Genomic DNA, 17,057 nt, shown 5'->3' with positions numbered 1-17,057 from the left:
ACGCCGCCGCAGCGGCCGACACGGCGAGCGGCCGTGATCAATCGAACAGCGACAACTGGCCGGCCGCCAGCGCCTGCAACTGGCGCGCCCCGCGGCCATAGCCGCCGGAAACTGCCGGCAGGCCGTCAGAAAGGGGGACCCCTGAAGACGCTTGCGCGCCAACCGGGGATAGGAAAGCGGTAGAGGAAGGGGTAGCGGGCACAGTCACCGCAGAGCCGGCCGACGACGCCACTGCTGCGGACACAGCCGAAGAGGCCGTGCCCTGCCCTGCAAGCGGGCCCGCCGAAAACAGAGACGGCGTGGCGCCCGCCGCCAGCGGCGGCTGGAAGCGATCGCAGTCCAGCGCGAGCCTGTGGCGGTTCAGCCCCAGCTTGCGGGTCGCGACGGCGAAGCGCTGGCGCAGCAAGTCTGCCCAGATGCCGGTGCCACGCATGCGCGAGCCAAAATTAGGGTCATTGCGGCGACCGTTGCGCAGGTCTTCTATGCGATGCAGCACGCGCTGGGCGCGGTCGGGGTAATGGGCGTTAAGCCAATCCTCGAACAGGGTTTTGACCTCCCAGGGCAGGCGCAAGACGGTGTAGCTGGCGTAATGCGCGCCGGCCGCCTTGGATTCCTGGAGGATGTGTTCCATGGATTCATCATTGATGAACGGGATGACGGGCGCCACCAGCACGCCGACCGGCACGCCGGCATCCGTAAGGCTGCGCACGGCTTCCAGCCGCCGCCACGGCGCTGCGGCACGCGGCTCCAGCGTGCGCGCCATGCCGGCGTCCAGCGTGGTGATGCTGATATAGACGACCACCAGATTCTGCTCAGCCAGCGCTGCAAGCAGATCGAGATCCCGGGCGACCAGCGCGTTTTTCGTGACGATGGTGACGGGATGCCGGGTTTCCAGCATCAGTTCCAGCATGCCGCGCGTCAGCCGCCAATCGCGTTCGATGGGCTGGTAAGCGTCAGTGGCGGAACCGATATTGATGGGCGACGGCTTGTAGCCGGGGCGCCCCAGTTCGGCGCGCAGCGCATCCACGGCGTTTGCCTTGGCCACCAGGCGGGTTTCGAAGTCCAGCCCGGGCGACATGCCCAAATACGAATGCGTGGGCCGCGCATAGCAGTACACGCAGCCGTGCTCGCAACCGCGATACGGGTTTACCGCAACGTCGAAGGGGATATCGGGCGAGTCATTGCGCGACAGCATCTTGCGCGCTTCTTCGGCCGTGACGGTTGTCTTGGGTGCGGGCGGAGCCAGCCGCGTATCAGGAACGATGGGGATGACCGTGGCGCCAGGGCGCGCGCCAGCCACCGGCGCGTGCGCGGAGCCGGACCCGGCTTCAGAAGAATCGCCCGAAGCGGAATCCGTGAATGTATCGGAAAAGGAGTCGGAGAAAGAGTCGGGGACGGATTCCACGAAATCCGCCGGCAGGCCTGAACCGGACCAACCGTCGTCGACCTGCACACGGTCATCGCGCTGAAAGCGATGCCGAACATTAGTAACCGCACCCCGACCGCGCAAGGCGGCGGGGGCGGCAGCCGGGGACCCAGAACCGGCGGGAAAAGAATGATCGGTGCGTGCCATAAAAACTACTGTACAAAAACACAGTGGTTTTGACAAGCACCAAAAGCCTTTCCGTAAGACAGCCCCACTTTACCGCAAGACGCGAGGCGCGTCTGAACAAATCGATTTCATCAGGCGATATCGCCCGGAAACCCGCACCAGCATTAGGTTTGGAAGAAATACAACATCAAAAAGCGGGCCGAAAGTCCGTTGTTTTCCGGCCCGATTCCACCCTAGCGCAACATGCCCGCCGCAGCCGTCTGATGCGTGGCTTCATCGATCAGAATGAAGGCGCCGGTCGTCGGCACATCAGCGTACCGATCCACCGCCAACGCCTCGCGCGTGGTGAACGTCACGCGACCGATGTCGTTCATCTGCAAGGTGCCTTCGGTGTTCTCGACTTCCTGCAATTCGTGGATGTCGCGATGCGAGAGCACCGCGCGAATCTTTGCCGACGTAAGCCGCGTGCCCGACTTCAACAGATACTTGCGCGCCGGGTTCAATGCTTGCGCATCCAGCCAGCACAGCTCGGCTTCGAACTCGCGGGTGACTTGCGCCGGCGCCGCCGTGTGCACGATGACATCACCGCGCGACACGTCGACATCGCGATCCAGCACCACCGTGACCGAGTCGCCCGCCACCGCCTCGTCCAGCACGCGGTCAAAGACGCGGACTTCGCGCACCACCGCACTGACGCCCGACGGTTGCACGGTGATGGCGTCGCCCGCGCGCAGCACGCCGCTGGCCAACCGGCCGGCATAACCGCGAAAGTCTTCTTTCTGATCACCCCCGTGCCGCGCCACCCACTGCACGGGAAAGCGCAGCGGCAAGGCACGGCCGTCGCTGGCAAGGTCCAACGATTCCAGCAGCGCCAGCAAAGGCTGGCCTTCGTACCAGGGCGTCTTGGGCGACAGCGTCACGACGTTGTCGCCATTCAGCGCCGACAGCGGCAGCGCATCGAAATGTGCGATGCCGAGCTTGGCGGCGAGTTCGGCATACGCATCGCGAATGCGCTCGAACACGGCGCGATCCCAATCGACCAGGTCCATCTTGTTCACGGCCACCACGATGTGGCGGATACCCAGCAGCCGCGCAATGGTGCTGTGCCGCTTGGTCTGCGGCAGCAGCTTGCCGTCGGCCGCGCGCGTGGCGTCGATGAGGATCACGGCCACGTCCGCCGTGGACGCGCCCGTGACCATATTGCGCGTGTATTGCTCGTGGCCGGGCGCATCGGCAATGATGAATTTGCGCGCGGGTGTAGAAAAGTACCGGTAGGCCACGTCAATCGTGATGCCCTGCTCGCGCTCGGCTTCGAGCCCGTCGGTCAAGAGGGAAAAGTCGATGCCGTCGCCCGCCACGCGCTTGTGCTTGGCGCGCGAGATCGCATCCAGCTGGTCGGCGAATACGCCCTTGCTGTCGTACAGCAGGCGGCCGATCAGCGTGGATTTGCCATCGTCGACGGAGCCCGCCGTGATCAAGCGCAGCACGCCCGTGCCGGCGCCGGAAAGGAAAGAATCGTTCAGTGCGTTCATGGTGCGTCCCCTGCCGCCGGCCGCAGCCGGCGTTGTGCATTCAGAAATAGCCTTCCTTCTTGCGGCGCTCCATCGAGGCCTCGGAAGTCTGGTCGTCCATGCGCGTTGCGCCGCGCTCGGTGATGTCGGTCACCGCCGTCTCGGCGATGATGGCGTAGGTGTCGGCGGCGTCGGAAGCCACCGGGCAGGTGCAAGAAATATCGCCCACCGTGCGAAAGCGCACCGGCATCCGCTCGACCTGCTCGCCGTCTTGCGGCGGCGTCAGGCGGGTCACCGGCACCAGCAGGCCCTTGCGCCGGACGACCTCTCGCTGGTGGCTAAAGTAGATCGACGGCAACGCCAGCTTCTCGCGCTGGATGTATTGCCAAACGTCCAGTTCGGTCCAGTTCGAAATCGGGAAGACACGCATGTTCTCGCCGCGATGCACGCGCGTGTTGAACAGGTTCCACAGTTCAGGGCGCTGTGCCTTGGGGTCCCATTGGCCGAATTCATCGCGGAACGAAAAGATGCGCTCCTTGGCGCGGGCCTTTTCCTCGTCGCGGCGCGCCCCGCCGATGCAGGCGTCAAAGCCGAATTCCTCGATGGCTTCCAGCAGCGTCACCGCCTGCGCCGCATTGCGCGAGTCGGTTTCGCGCCGCAGCACCACGCTGCCACGCTTGATGGAGTCCTCGACGCTGCGCACGATCAGGGTCTCGCCCAATTCGGCTGCGCGCTGATCACGAAAGGCGATGACTTCATCGAAGTTGTGGCCCGTGTCGATGTGCATCAGCGGGAAGGGAAAGCGGCCGGGGCGAAACGCCTTTTCCGCCAGGCGCAGCAGCACCACGGAGTCTTTGCCGCCCGAGAACAGCAGCACGGGCTTTTCGCTTTCGGCGGCCACCTCGCGCATGATGAATATCGCTTCCGATTCCAGCCAATCCAGGTGGCTGCGTTGGATCACAGCAGACATAGGTTATTCCCCTAAGACAGAATTTGAATTCATGGACGGCGTCATTCGCCGCGCGTCACGACACTGATGACGCGGTTGCCCGCGTGCAGACCGCATTCCTTGGAATCCGACGATTCCCACCACCATCTTCCAGCTCGCACGTCCTCGCCCGGCCGGATGGCGCGCGTACAGGGCTCGCAGCCGATGGACGGGTAGCCCTGGTCGTGCAGGGGGTTGTAGGGCACATCCAGCGCACGGATCACTGCCCACACGTCGTCCTCGCTCCATTCGGCCAGCGGGTTGAACTTGGTCAGGCCGAACACGGGGTCTTGCTCTTGCAAGGGCAGTTCGCCGCGCGTGGTGGATTGCTGGCGCCGCTGCCCGGTGATCCAGGCGCTGCGCCCGGCCAGCGCGCGTCGCAGCGGCTCGACCTTGCGAATCTGGCAACAGGCTTTGCGCAGATCCACGCTTTCATAGAACGCATAGGCGCCATGCTGGGCAACGTGCTGCTCCACCGCCGCCGCCACGGGCCGGTACACCGTGACATCGCGCCCATAGCGCGCGCGAACGGCGTCCAGCACGCCCAGCGTTTCCGCATGCAAGCGGCCCGTATCCAGGGTGAACACTTCCAGGTCCAGGCCCGAGTCGTAGAGGGCATGCGTCAACAACATGTCTTCAGCGGCCAGCGACGACGCCAGCGCGGCGTCCGGGTGACGCTGCTGAATATCGGCCAGACGCCGCACCAGCGCCTGCCAACGCTGCGCCAGCGCGGCGTCCTGGATGGAAGGAAAATCAACAGAGGTCGTCATGGTCATGGTTGCACCGCAAAGATCCGGGCGCGCCGGGGACGCGCCAACAACGTATCGCCATCGCGCAGGTCCAGTTCCCGATACAGGTGCTCGGGCACTTCCGCTTCGATGATGGCGTCGGAATCCTGGCGCGCCAGTTCCAGATAGGCGCTGGGGCCGGCCAGATAGGCGTGCGACAGGCGCACCGCAATGCCCTGCCCGCCCGCGCGATAACGCTCGATCTCGAACTCGTGCGGACGAACGTAAGCGGTGGCGCGCTGCGCATGGGCTTGCGCCAGGTCAGGCGCCGGCAGCGACAAGCCGGCGCCTTCCCAGACTCCGCCCGTGGCCACGCCTTGCAGCTGGTTCACATCGCCCAGGAAGCCGTACACAAACGGCGTCGCGGGCTGTTCCCAGACTTCACGCGGCGTGCCCACCTGCTCGATACGGCCGGCGTTCATCAGCACCACGCGGTCGGCGACCTCAAGCGCCTCTTCCTGGTCGTGCGTCACAAACACACTGGCCACGTTCAGCTCGTCATGCAGCCGGCGCAACCAACGACGCAGTTCCTTGCGTACCTTGGCGTCCAGCGCGCCAAACGGTTCGTCAAGCAGCAACACGCGCGGCTCCACGGCCAGCGCGCGTGCCAGGGCGATACGCTGACGCTGGCCGCCGGACAGCTGCGCCGGATAACGATCCGCCAGCCAATCCAGCTGCACCAGCGTCAGCAGGTCATGCACCTTGCGCTGGATCTGGTCTTCGGACGGGCGCTGCGACCGGTGCTTCACGCGCAGGCCGAACGCCACGTTCTCGAACACCGTCATGTGCTTGAACAGCGCGTAATGCTGGAATACGAATCCCACCTGGCGCTGGCGCACGTCCACGTCCGTGGCGTCTTCGCCCCCGAACAGGACGCTGCCCGAATCCGGCAATTCCAGCCCGGCGATGATGCGCAACAGCGACGTCTTACCGCAGCCGGACGGCCCCAGCAACGCCACCAGTTCGCCGGTTTCGATATGCAGCGACACGTCGTTCAGCGCTTGGAACTGGCCGAAGCGCTTGGATAGATTACGTACTTCGATACTCATGCCTGTCTCCGTCTGGGCCGTCGCGCGTTACGCGATGGCCGGCTTGATCGTTGCGGCCGCTGCACCGGGATACTCGACCGGCAGGTCGGCGGCGCGCAGCATGCGCGCGTTGCGCCACTCGACCAGGTTTTTCGCCACCAGGGTCACCAGCGCCAGCAGAGCCAGCAACGAGGCCACGGCGAACGCGGCCGAGTACTGGTATTCGTTGTAGAGAATTTCCACGTGCAGGGTCATGGTGTTGGTCAGCCCGCGCACCTGGCCGGACACCACCGACACCGCGCCAAATTCACCCATTGCCCGCGCGTTGCACAAGATGGCGCCGTACAGCAGGCCCCACTTGATATTGGGCAGCGTCACGCGCCAGAAGATCTGCCAGCCGCTGGCGCCCAGCGTCAGCGCCGCCTGTTCTTCTTCGCTGCCTTGCGCCTGCATCAACGGGATCAGCTCACGCGCCACAAACGGAAAGGTCACGAACAGCGTGGCCAGGATGATGCCGGGCACGGCGTAGACGATCTTCCAGTCGTGGTCCTGCAACCAGCCGCCCAGCCATCCTTGCGTGCCGAACAACAGAATGAAAACCAGGCCGGCCACCACGGGCGATACCGAGAACGGCAGGTCGATCAACGTGATCAGGAACTGCTTGCCGCGAAACTGGAACTTGGTGATGGCCCATGCCGCCGCCACGCCAAACACCAGGTTCACCGGCAACGCGATGGCCGCCACCAGCAAGGTCAGCCGGATGGCGGACAGCGCGTCGGGTTCCACGATGGCATCCAGGTACAGCTGCCAGCCTTTCTTGAAGGCCTCGGCGAACACTGCCGCCAGCGGCACCAGCAGGAACAGGGTCAGAAATGCCAGCGCAATAAACAGCAAGACGCCGCGCACCCAGCGCGGTTCGGTCAAATGGGCGGGACGATCCGCTGCGCTCATGCCAGCCTCCCAAGGTTGCGGCGGGCTTGCCAGCCTTGCAGCAGATTGATGACCAACAGCATGACGAAGGACAGCACCAGCATCACGGTCGCGATGGCGGCGGCGCCGGCGTAGTCGAATTGTTCCAACTTGGAAATGATCAGCAGCGGCGTGATCTCGGACACCATCGGCATGTTGCCGGCAATGAAAACCACCGACCCGTACTCGCCGACTGCCCGCGCGAACGCCAGCGCAAAGCCCGTCGTCAACGCCGGCACCACGGTGGGCAGCAGCACGCGGCGGATGGTCTGCCAGCGGCTGGCACCCAGGCTGGCCGCCGCCTCTTCGATTTCGCGTTCTACGTCTTCCAGCACCGGCTGCACCGTGCGCACCACGAAGGGCACGCCGATGAAGATCAGCGCAATCACGATGCCCAGCGGCGTGAACGCCACCTTCCATCCAAACCACTCGGACAGCGGCGCGCCCAGCCAGCCTTTTTGCGAATACAGCGCGGTCAGCGCAATGCCCGCCACCGCTGTGGGCAATGCGAAGGGCAGGTCCACCAGAGCGTCCAGGATCTTCTTGCCGGGAAAGCGATAGCGCACCAGCACCCAGGCCACCACGGACCCGAACACCAGGTTGACCAGGGCAGCGATCAGCGAGGCGCCAAAGGTCAGTTGATACGACGCCATCACGCGCGGCGCCGTCACCGTGTCCCAAAACCCTTGCCACCCGAGTTCGGCGCTTTTGATGGGCAGCGCAGCCAGGGGAATCAGCACAAGCACGCTCAGGTACAGCACGGCGTAGCCCATGGAAATACCGAATCCGGGCAGCACGCCCGGGCTGTTGCGCCGAACGGCAAAAGGCGCTTGCGCGCCGATTGCCGTCGGGGGGGAGGCAGTTGTCATAGCCGTCGTCCGAAGGTCGTGTCGTTATTTCTTTTGCGGCAGGTAGATCTGGTCGAAGGTGCCGCCATCACTGAAGTGATCTTTCTGCGCCTTGCGCCAGCCGCCAAAGATCTTGTCGTCGATGGTGACGAGCTTGACCTTGGGGAACTTGCTTTCGTACTTGGCGGCCACCGTCTTGTCGATGGGCCGGTAATAGTTCTTGGCGATGATTTCCTGCGCGGCGGGCGTGTACAGGAATTCCAGATACGCCTGGGCGGCGGCGCGCGTTCCCTTCTTGTCCACGATCTTGTCCACGACGGCCACCGGTGGTTCGGCCAGGATGGACAGGGACGGCACCACGATGTCGAACTTGTCGGGACCCAGTTCTTCAAGCGCCAGGAAGGCTTCGTTTTCCCAGGCCAGCAGCACGTCGCCCACGCCGCGTTCCACGAACGTGGTCGTGGCGCCGCGTGCACCGGTGTCCAGCACTGGCACGTGCTTGAGCAGGTCGCCGACATAGGCGCGAGCCTTCTCTTCGCTGCCGCCGTTCTTTTCCAACGCGTAGGCCCAGGCAGCCAGATAGTTCCAGCGCGCGCCACCGGAAGTCTTCGGGTTGGGCGTGATGACCTGCACGCCGTCCTTGATCAGGTCGTCCCAGTCCTTGATGCCCTTGGGGTTACCCTTGCGCACCAGGAACACAATGGTGGACGTATAGGGCGAACTGTTCTGCGGCAGGCGAGACTGCCAGTTTTCGGGAATGAGCCCCCGGTCGGCAATGGCGTCGATGTCATAGGCCAGCGCCAGCGTCACCACGTCGGCTTCCAGCCCATCGATGACCGAGCGCGCCTGGCGACCCGATCCGCCGTGCGACTGGCGTATGGTCAGGTCGACGCCGGCCTTGTCCTTGTACTGCTTGATGAAGGCATCGTCGATGGCGCGATACAGCTCGCGCGTGGGGTCATAGGACACGTTCAACAGCGTTTGCTTTTGCTGCGCTTGCGCCGGCGCCACGGCCGTCAGAGATACCGCCACCGCTGCCAGCGCGGCCAACCAACCCGCTTTTCCGAAAGACATCCCTTGCTCCCTGTATTTTCAATATGGAAGCAAGTGTGCTGGCTGCGCATTCTGAACGGAACGAATCATTATTTGATTGCTCATCGCTCGCAGGCATATAGGACCGCCGTCCCAGCCATGAAAAAACCGCCGCGTTCTCCTATGGAGAAGGCGGCGGTTCGGGCGGCTCAACGCCGCGTTTTTTACCGGGAGGCTACCCCCCGGAATTCGAATTTACTTATTCGGTTGGGGCGTGATGCGCAGGTAAGGACGCACGGCCTTGTAGCCTTTGGGGAACTTCTCTTTGATGACGGCCTCGTCCTGCAGGGACGGAACAATGATCACGTCGTCGCCATCTTCCCAGTTGACCGGCGTGGCCACGCTGTGGCTGTCGGTCAATTGCAGCGAGTCAATGACGCGCAGGATTTCATTGAAGTTACGGCCCGTGCTGGCCGGATACGTGATGATCAGCCGCACCTTCTTGTTCGGGTCGATGATGAACACCGAACGCACCGTCAAGGTGGCGTTGGCGTTCGGGTGGATCATGTCGTAAAGCTCGGAGACCTTGCGATCCTTGTCGGCCAGGATCGGAAAGTTGACCTTGGTGGACTGCGTGTCGTTGATGTCTTCGATCCACTTCGAATGCGAATCGGCGCCGTCCACCGACAGGGCCAGCACCTTCACATTGCGCTTGGCGAATTCGTCAGCGAGCTTGGCCGTGTAACCCAGCTCGGTCGTGCACACCGGCGTGAAGTCGGCCGGATGCGAAAAAAGCACCCCCCAGCTATTGCCCAGGTATTCGTGGAAGCGAATGGGACCGGCCGAGGAATCCTGTTCGAAATCGGGGGCGGTATCGCCCAGACGTAGATGACTCATGGTGTCTCCTATTTGAGGATTCAGTGGGGAGGAACTGGCCGCCCGCCTTGCAGGGGGCAGCGCAGGATGGCGTTTCAAAGCCGAGCTTACTGCTTGCGAAACGATTCTTCCATCAAACCTTCGGTCGAGGAAATACGCAAGCCATATAACCTTATGCAATATCCGCGGCCGCCCCGCAGGCGTCCGCGACCACGCCCGCGCGCACCGCCGCCGACAGCGCCAGGGCGCGCGGAAGGATGTGGGCGGCATAGAACAGCCCGGTCGCGATCTTGGTTTTGTAAAACGGGTCTGACGAACCGGCAGCGATATGCCGACGGCACGCCAATACGGCGCGTGCCATCTGCCAGCCGCCATGCACCACGCCGGCCAGCATCAGGTATGGCACGCTGCTGGAAAACACCGCGCGCACGTTGGCGGCGGATTGCTCAAGAATGAAACCCACGCCGGCCTCATAGGCCTGGATGGCGCCATCCAGGTTGTCGCGCAACAGGCGCAGCGCATCGCGTTCCGGCGCTGCCGCGCGCGTGGACTCGGCCTCGACGGCGCGCAAGGTCTCGCGCATGGCGGCGATGGCCGCGTAGGCGGTGGCGCCGCCGTCGCGCTGCGTCTTTCGACCCACCAGGTCGTTGGCCTGGATGGCGGTGGTGCCTTCGTAGATCGGCAGAATGCGGGCATCCCGGTAAAACTGCGCCGCCCCCGTTTCCTCGATGAAGCCCATGCCGCCATGCACCTGGATGCCCAGCGACGCGACCTCAACGGCGATTTCGGTCGAGTAGCCCTTCACCACGGGCACCATGTATTCATAGAACGCGCGGTTGCGCGAGCGCTGTTCGGGGTCGGGGTGATGCGTGCCCTTGTCGTGGGCGGCGGCCGTCACATAGGACACGGCACGCGCCGCCTCGGTCAGGGCCTTCATGGTCAGCAGCATGCGCTGCACGTCTGGATGGCGCACGATGGCCACAGGCCCGGCCGAGCCTTCCACCGCGCGGCCCTGCACGCGTTCACGCGCATAGGCCAGCGCATGCTGGTAGGCACGTTCGGATACGCCGATACCCTGCTGCCCCACCGAATAGCGCGCCGCGTTCATCATGATGAACATGTATTCCAGGCCGCGATTCAATTCGCCGACCTGATAACCGACGGCGCCCTCGCCGACATCGCCCTGGCCCGAGCCATACAACAACACGGCGGTGGGGCTGCCATGGATGCCCAGCTTGTGCTCCAGCGATGCGCACCAGACATCGTTGCGCTTGCCAACGGCGCCGTTGGCGTCGACCAGGAACTTGGGCACGATGAACAGCGAAATACCCTTTACGCCGGCGGGCGCGTCCGGCGTGCGGGCCAGCACCAGGTGGATGATGTTTTCAGCCAGATCATGTTCGCCGAAGGTAATGAAGATCTTCTGGCCGAACAGGCGGAACGTGCCGTCGTCCTGGCGCACGGCGCGTGTGGCGACCTGCGCCAGATCCGAACCCGCTTGCGGCTCGGTCAGGTTCATGGTGCCCGTCCATTTGCCCGCGATCAGGTTCGGCACGTACTCGCGGCGTTGCGCGTCCGAGCCCACGGTCAGCAGCGCTTCGATCACCCCGTCCGTCAGCATGGGGCACAAGGAAAATGCCAGGCTGGCGGCCTGGATGTTTTCGCCCGGCGCGGCGGCGACCAGCTTGGGCAGGCCTTGCCCGCCCCACTCTTGCGGATGCTGCAAGCCCTGCCAGCCGCCGGCGGCGTAGTCCTTGAAGCCCTGCGCATAACCGGGCGTGGTCGTGACATGGCCGTCTTTCCACACAGGCGGCTGCGTGTCACCGGGCACATTCAAGGGCGCGACGGCCTGCTCCACAAACCGGCCGTTCTCTTGCAGAATGGCGTCAACCAGATCGGGCGTGACGTCACCGAAGCCGGGCAATGCAAGGATGTCGTCCAGGCCGGCCAGTTCGTTCAGCGTAAAGCGGAACTCCTGTAGCGGGGTTACGTAGGGCATGATGTCTCCGTGTGCAAAACGACAGCGAGGCGCCAAGCGCCTCGCCTCTGCTGCGTCTTTCAGATACGCGTCTTAACTCAGATGGTACGCCAACGACACAATGATGGGTCCCAGCACCGGCAGCAGCACGTTGGCGATGGCATAGGTCACGGTGTAACCCAGCAGCGGCACGGAACTTCCGCTGGAGTTCAAGATGGCGCTGATGGCGGGCGTGCTGACGTGCTGCCCGGCAATGGCGCCCACCAGCAGCGGGCCTTCAATCTTCAGTATCTTGTGGCCCACCCACAATGACAGGCAGGCCGGCCCCAGCGAAACCAGCAAGCCGATCAATGGCAGCACGGCGCCGTGTTCGCGGATCAGCGATACGGCTTCTGGTCCGGCCGACAAGCCCACGCAGGCCACAAACACCGCCAGCCCCAGGTCCTTCAACAGCTGCACGGCGTGGTCCGGAATGTGGCCCAGCGACGGCCGCTTGGCATTGATCCAGCCACACACCAACCCGCTGACGAGCGCCCCGCCGCCGCTACCCAGCGACACCGGGATGCCCCACATGCGCGCACTGAGGCTGCCGATCATCAAGCCCGCCAGAATGCCGAAGGCCAGGAACACCAGATCGGTGACACCGCTGCGGCGCAGCTCGCTGCCCAGGGCTGCGCCCGCCTGCGCCAGTTCGGGTTCGGCGCCCACCAGCGTGACCAGGTCACCGTATTGCACGATGGTCGCCGGCGTCAGCGGCAAGGCGTGCCCAGACCGCATGATCGACTGCACGAAGACGCCGCGCGCCCGCTTGGCGCCCGGGCGCTTGCCCAGCTCGCCCATGGTGATTCCATTGACGTTCTTTTTGTTGACGATGACCGCAAGCTCGCGCATTTGCAGATCATCGGCGTGCGCTTCCGGCAACTGAATTTCTGGCCCGACCACCGCGCCCGCCCGCAGCGCAAAACGGCGCAAGCCCAGCACTACCACGATGTCGCCCGTGGCAAGCGTGTCCTCGGGAGTAACGTCCAGCGCCGCGCCGTTGCGCAGGATGCGGCTGATCACGGTACGGCCACCCAACTGAGCCTCGACGTCACCCACCTTCATGCCGTCGGCGTCCTTGACCACGTGGGCGCGCCCCACCAGGCGCGGCAAGGTGGGCAGGTTGATGTCTTCGTCTTCACCGGACGCGACGCCCAGCTTGGCCTCCAGCGCCTTGGACGCCTGGCGCAAGTTGATGCGCAACAACGCCGGGGCCAGCTGGCTGGTAAAAAACACAATGCTGATCAAGCCCACCAGGTAGGTCAGCGTGTAGGCCGTGGCGATGTTGGCCTCCATGCGCTGCACCTCTGCATCCGGCAAGCCCAGGTGCTTGAGCGCTTCGGCAGCGGTGCCGACCACCGCCGATTCGGTTGCGGCGCCTGCCGCCAGCCCCGCCGCCGTACCGGCATCCAGGCCAAACAGCGGCACGGCCGACAACACGATGGTCAGCACCAGCAACGCTTCAATGATGGGCAGCGCGATATAGCGCAGGCTGGAACGATTCAGGTTGGCAAAGAACTGCGGGCCGCCCGAATAGCCCATGGCGAAGATGAACAGCGCGAAGGCCACCTCTTTCAGGTCCCCGCGCATCTGGCAGCCCGTCTGGCCGATCAGCAGGGCGACGATCAGCGTGCCGCACACGCCGCCCAGCTGAATCGGCCCGACCTTGAGCTTGCCGATCAGGTATCCCAAACCCACCGTGACGAACAACACCGCGATGGGGACGCTATTGAAAAACCCGATCGAGCACGTCATAGCTCATGTCGCCTGTGGTTGCCTACTTACGGGCGGTCGCCTTCTTGGCGGATTTGGCCGCCGTGTCCGCTTGCTTGACGGCTTTCTTCACCGCCTTCTTGGCGACCTTCTTCGTGGCCGTCTTTGCCGCGCGCTTGGCCGCGCCGGCTTTCACCGTCTGGCCCTTGCCGGCAGTCGGACCCGAACGCACCAGTTCGGACGCCTTCCATGCCTCGACGTACTCGGTCGCGCACTCGACCATGTACTTGCCGATCTTGGCGTAATCGGCATCATCCAGGTTGGCCAGCGAGATACGGATCGACCAGGGCGGCCCGCCGAAGCCGCCGCCATCCATCAGCACAACGCCCGTCTTCTCGGCCAGCCGGAACAGGAAGTCCACGGGCTCGTAGTTCGACGTCATGTACTTGCAGAAGGCATCGCCATACATGACCTTGGCCCAGACCATGAAGTCCAGTTCCACGTAATACCAGGCGCGCATGGGATCTTCCGGGGGCACCGGGATACCCAGCCCGCTCCACAGCGAGTCGCGGCGCGCACGCACGATCTCCATCGTCAGGTGCTTGTAGGCGTCCTTCAGGTCCAGCAAGTGGGACAGCGCAAAAAAGCACATCTGCACCTGCTGCGGCAGGGACAGGCCCGCCGTGTGGTTCAGCGCCACGTTGCGGCTGTCGGCCACCATGCGGTCGATGAACTTGAGCTTTTCCGGCTCCATCGTCATGGCGCCGTAGCGCTTGTTCAGACGCTGCTTCCACGCCGCGGGCAGTTCGGCGATGCGCCGATCCATGGTGTTTTTCTCGTGCGTGGCAATCACGCCCAGGCGCCAACCCGTGCAACCGAAGTTCTTGGAAAAGGAATAGACGCAGATGGTGTTGTGCGGCACTTCGGCCATCAGCGAACGGAAGTTCGGCACGAACGTGCCGTACACATCGTCCGTGACCAGCACCAGATCAGGATTCTTGCGGATCAGGCGCACGATCTGCTTCATTTCGACCGGGCTGAACGCCACCGACGGCGGATTGCTGGGGTTCACCGTCACGGCCAGCTTGATCTTGGGATTTTCCAGCTTGGCGATTTCAGAGGCGGGATAGTGCCAATCGTGCGTGCCGTCGGCCCGCAGGCTGCTGGCGTTGATGGCAACGATCTTGAATTGGAAACGCTCAAGGTGCGCGATTTCGATATAGGGCGTGAAAGTCGGCAGGAACAGCGCGATAGTGTCGCCCTGCTTCAACAGGCCGTTCTGCATCATCGAGTCGAAGATGTAGCACATGGCGGCCGTGCCACCTTCAACCGGGAACAGGTCGAACTTGCCCTTGGGCGGCCGGCCGTCGCACATTTCCTTGATCAGGTAGTCGTGCACGATCTGTTCGGTGTGCACCAGCGCGCGCGGCGGCACGGGGTAGTTGTCCCCGATGATGCTGTCGGTCAGTTCATGGATCCATTCGTCGGGGTCAAAACTCTTGACCTTGACGCCGTATTCGAGCACGCCAACCAGGAAGTCGTAGCCGTCCTCGCCCTTGTGCTTGGACAAGAACTTTCGCAGGCGGTCGGCGCAGCCCTTCTTGGCGGGCATGCCCGCCAAGATGGCGTCGTCACGCACCCGACGCGCCTCTTTCATGGCGAACTGGCCCATCAGGAAGAAGGCGTCGCGCGGCTCGGTGGCGATCCAATTCGGGTTGCCGCGACCGGCGTTCAACATGGTCAAGGCGGCCGTGTGCTGATTCTCCTTGGCCAAGGTAATCAGATAATCCTTCAATTCGAAGGGCGACAGCTGTTCAAGGTCGCGTTGACGCGAGCGGGTTGTGTTCAAGGCGGAAGCCAGACTGACAGTGAGAGGCGCGGTGGAAGCCATTTTTAGGTACTCCTGGTTTGCGTTTTGACAAGCGCTGGCGGAGCGGCGCGGGCGGGTACGCCCGCCGCCACGATGTGCTGCCCGCAAGCCCTGAACAGGCTTGCGGGGCGTCCCACTAAGTCATCAGCATGACAATGACAATGCCCCAGATAATGAGCAGGGTATTGCCGATTGCATAGGGCACCGTGTAGCCCAGGGCGGGCACCTGGCTTTTCGCCGTCTCGGTGATTTGGCCGATCGCCGCCGTCGTGGTGCGGGCGCCAGCGCAGACGCCCAGCACGATGGCGGGATGGAATTTGAAGACATATCGGGCGATGAACACGCCCAGGATCATCGGCACGCTGGTGGCGATGATGCCGGCCACGAAAAGCTTGGCGCCCAATTGTTGGAAGCCCTGCACGAAGCCCGGCCCGGAGGTGATGCCGACCACCGCCACAAACGCCGTCAACCCGACAGACGTCAAGAACCAATGCACCGGTTCCGGCACGCGGCCGAAGGTGGGATGCACGGATCGCAGGTAACCGAAGACCAGGCCCGATATCAGCGCACCGCCGGACGTCGACAAGGTAATGGGAATGCCGCTGACCGTCAGCACCAGCGAGCCGAACAACCCGCCCAGCAAGATGCCGAAGCCGACGAACACCATGTCGGTCTGCTCGGTGGCCCGGTCCACATAGCCCAGCTTGGCCACGACGCGCTCGACGTCACGCTTGGCGCCCAGCACAAACAGGCGATCGCCGCGGTCCAGTTTCAGCCCCCAATTGACCGGCATGTCGTGACCGCCGCGCACAACCTTGCGCAGGAACACGCCCCGGCCCAGCTGACGCACGGTTTCGTTTTCGGCCAATTCCTTAAGCGTCTTGCCGGCCACATTCTTGTTGGTCAGCACGACCTCGACAATCTCGGCGGGCAGGTTGATGACGTCCCTGTCCTCGACTTCGTTGCCGATGATGCCGCCGGCCTGCAACACCAGCGCGTCGTGGCGCCCCGTCACGCCCAGCACATCGCCCGCCTGCAGCACGGTGCTGGAATCGTTATCGATGATCTGGTCGCCGCGGCGGATGCGTTCCACGAACACGCGCGCGTCGACAAAGCGCGCTTCCAGATCGCCCACCGTCTTGCCCACCAGATCGGTGTGACCCAGCTTGTAGGCGCGGGCCGTGAACTTGCGGTAGCCGGACAGTTCCATGGAATCGGCGCCACCGGACATCTTGGCTTCGTATTCCTTGCACTCTTTGACGATGTCCACGCGCATCAGCTTGGGGCCCAGCGAGGCCAGCAACCAGGCGCTGCCGACCGTGCCGAAGATGTAGCAGACGGCGTAGGCCACCGGGATGCTGTCGATCCACTTCTTCTTCGTCGCGGCGTCCACGCCCAGCCCGTTGATCGTGTCCGTGGCCACGCCCATTACCGCCGAAATGGTTTGTGCGCCGGCCAGCAGCCCGGCGCCGGTACCGGCGTCAAAGCCAAATCCGACGGCGGTGGCCCAGGTGACCAGCAAGCAGATGACGCAGATGATGACCGCGAAGATGACCTGGGGAAGGCCATCGCTTTTCATGCCGCGGAAGAATTGTGGCCCGACGCCGTAGCCAAGACCAAAAAGAAAAAGCAGGAAGAACACCTGCTTGAGAATCGGGGCAATGGTGATATCAAGTTGGCCGACCAACACACCTACCAGCAACGTGCCTGTTACCGCGCCCAGATTAAAGCCAAAAAGTTTTTTAGCTCCGATCCAGTAGCCCAAACCAAGGGTTAGAAAGACCGCCAACTCTGGGTACTTCCGCAATGTGTCAAAGAACCATTCCATCCCGAATCTCCTTCGTTCTGTACAGGTCGAGCACGTA

13 protein-coding genes are annotated in these 17,057 nt (G+C 63.6%); all 13 read right to left on the bottom strand.

The features are described from left to right. Positions 1-37 precede the first annotated feature (37 nt). The 13 genes from KYT87_RS07460 to aspT (KYT87_RS07400) all read right to left on the bottom strand — a co-directional run bounded on the left by KYT87_RS07460 (position 38) and on the right by aspT (KYT87_RS07400) (position 17,020). Complete coding sequence (locus KYT87_RS07460) at positions 38-1,573, bottom strand: PA0069 family radical SAM protein (RefSeq protein WP_255593993.1); 1,536 nt, start codon at positions 1,571-1,573, stop codon at positions 38-40. Positions 1,574-1,785: 212 nt separating this feature from the next. Continuing rightward, a complete protein-coding gene (locus tag KYT87_RS07455) occupies positions 1,786-3,084 on the bottom strand; it encodes a sulfate adenylyltransferase subunit 1 (protein ID WP_120154439.1) in 1,299 nt (432 codons plus the stop codon). Positions 3,085-3,124: 40 nt separating this feature from the next. Continuing rightward, positions 3,125-4,033: a sulfate adenylyltransferase subunit CysD gene (gene cysD, locus KYT87_RS07450; protein ID WP_104143154.1), complete on the bottom strand. Its 909-nt coding sequence runs from the start codon at positions 4,031-4,033 to the stop codon at positions 3,125-3,127. 41 nt (positions 4,034-4,074) lie between these two features. Then, on the bottom strand, positions 4,075-4,821 hold the full coding sequence (locus tag KYT87_RS07445; RefSeq protein ID WP_219991942.1) for a phosphoadenylyl-sulfate reductase: 747 nt from the start codon (positions 4,819-4,821) through the stop codon (positions 4,075-4,077). A 2-nt stretch (positions 4,822-4,823) separates the two neighbouring features. Then, complete coding sequence (locus KYT87_RS07440) at positions 4,824-5,888, bottom strand: sulfate/molybdate ABC transporter ATP-binding protein (RefSeq protein ID WP_046802744.1); 1,065 nt, start codon at positions 5,886-5,888, stop codon at positions 4,824-4,826. A 27-nt stretch (positions 5,889-5,915) separates the two neighbouring features. Continuing rightward, complete coding sequence (gene cysW / locus KYT87_RS07435; RefSeq protein WP_219991941.1) at positions 5,916-6,818, bottom strand: sulfate ABC transporter permease subunit CysW; 903 nt, start codon at positions 6,816-6,818, stop codon at positions 5,916-5,918. Further along, positions 6,815-7,705 (bottom strand): sulfate ABC transporter permease subunit CysT, encoded by an 891-nt coding sequence (gene cysT, locus KYT87_RS07430; RefSeq protein WP_370638753.1) that lies wholly within the window; start codon positions 7,703-7,705, stop codon positions 6,815-6,817. Before cysT ends, cysW begins: the two co-directional genes overlap by 4 nt. Positions 7,706-7,729: 24 nt before the next feature. Beyond that, positions 7,730-8,758, bottom strand: a complete 1,029-nt coding sequence (locus tag KYT87_RS07425) for a sulfate ABC transporter substrate-binding protein (RefSeq protein WP_104143150.1) — start codon at positions 8,756-8,758, stop codon at positions 7,730-7,732. 213 nt (positions 8,759-8,971) lie between these two features. Further along, positions 8,972-9,613, bottom strand: coding sequence for a peroxiredoxin (locus KYT87_RS07420; protein WP_046802740.1), 642 nt, complete (start codon positions 9,611-9,613; stop codon positions 8,972-8,974). A gap of 151 nt (positions 9,614-9,764) precedes the next feature. Further along, positions 9,765-11,591 (bottom strand): acyl-CoA dehydrogenase, encoded by a 1,827-nt coding sequence (locus KYT87_RS07415; protein WP_046802739.1) that lies wholly within the window; start codon positions 11,589-11,591, stop codon positions 9,765-9,767. A gap of 72 nt (positions 11,592-11,663) precedes the next feature. Beyond that, positions 11,664-13,364, bottom strand: coding sequence for an aspartate-alanine antiporter (gene aspT, locus KYT87_RS07410; RefSeq protein ID WP_219991940.1), 1,701 nt, complete (start codon positions 13,362-13,364; stop codon positions 11,664-11,666). 22 nt (positions 13,365-13,386) lie between these two features. After that, positions 13,387-15,213, bottom strand: coding sequence for a bifunctional aspartate transaminase/aspartate 4-decarboxylase (locus KYT87_RS07405; protein WP_219991939.1), 1,827 nt, complete (start codon positions 15,211-15,213; stop codon positions 13,387-13,389). 115 nt (positions 15,214-15,328) lie between these two features. After that, positions 15,329-17,020, bottom strand: a complete 1,692-nt coding sequence (aspT, locus tag KYT87_RS07400; RefSeq protein ID WP_219991938.1) for an aspartate-alanine antiporter — start codon at positions 17,018-17,020, stop codon at positions 15,329-15,331. Positions 17,021-17,057: the final 37 nt, after the last annotated feature.

The sequence above is a fragment of the Achromobacter sp. ES-001 genome, from assembly GCF_019448355.1.
GTDB lineage: Bacteria > Pseudomonadota > Gammaproteobacteria > Burkholderiales > Burkholderiaceae_B > Achromobacter > Achromobacter spanius_B.
Note: the sequence above shows the minus strand (reverse complement) of the source record. Positions and strands in the feature narration are given on the sequence as shown.

What these genes read in the sequence shown, in the direction of transcription:
- KYT87_RS07460 (WP_255593993.1), bottom strand. Translation starts at nt 1,573, where the DNA reads ATGGCACGCACCGATCATTCTTTTCCCGCCGGTTCTGGGTCCCCGGCT.
- KYT87_RS07455 (WP_120154439.1), bottom strand. Translation starts at nt 3,084, where the DNA reads ATGAACGCACTGAACGATTCTTTCCTTTCCGGCGCCGGCACGGGCGTG.
- cysD (WP_104143154.1), bottom strand. Translation starts at nt 4,033, where the DNA reads ATGTCTGCTGTGATCCAACGCAGCCACCTGGATTGGCTGGAATCGGAA.
- KYT87_RS07445 (WP_219991942.1), bottom strand. Translation starts at nt 4,821, where the DNA reads ATGACGACCTCTGTTGATTTTCCTTCCATCCAGGACGCCGCGCTGGCG.
- KYT87_RS07440 (WP_046802744.1), bottom strand. Translation starts at nt 5,888, where the DNA reads ATGAGTATCGAAGTACGTAATCTATCCAAGCGCTTCGGCCAGTTCCAA.
- cysW (WP_219991941.1), bottom strand. Translation starts at nt 6,818, where the DNA reads ATGAGCGCAGCGGATCGTCCCGCCCATTTGACCGAACCGCGCTGGGTG.
- cysT (WP_370638753.1), bottom strand. Translation starts at nt 7,705, where the DNA reads ATGACAACTGCCTCCCCCCCGACGGCAATCGGCGCGCAAGCGCCTTTT.
- KYT87_RS07425 (WP_104143150.1), bottom strand. Translation starts at nt 8,758, where the DNA reads ATGTCTTTCGGAAAAGCGGGTTGGTTGGCCGCGCTGGCAGCGGTGGCG.
- KYT87_RS07420 (WP_046802740.1), bottom strand. Translation starts at nt 9,613, where the DNA reads ATGAGTCATCTACGTCTGGGCGATACCGCCCCCGATTTCGAACAGGAT.
- KYT87_RS07415 (WP_046802739.1), bottom strand. Translation starts at nt 11,591, where the DNA reads ATGCCCTACGTAACCCCGCTACAGGAGTTCCGCTTTACGCTGAACGAA.
- aspT (WP_219991940.1), bottom strand. Translation starts at nt 13,364, where the DNA reads ATGACGTGCTCGATCGGGTTTTTCAATAGCGTCCCCATCGCGGTGTTG.
- KYT87_RS07405 (WP_219991939.1), bottom strand. Translation starts at nt 15,213, where the DNA reads ATGGCTTCCACCGCGCCTCTCACTGTCAGTCTGGCTTCCGCCTTGAAC.
- aspT (WP_219991938.1), bottom strand. Translation starts at nt 17,020, where the DNA reads ATGGAATGGTTCTTTGACACATTGCGGAAGTACCCAGAGTTGGCGGTC.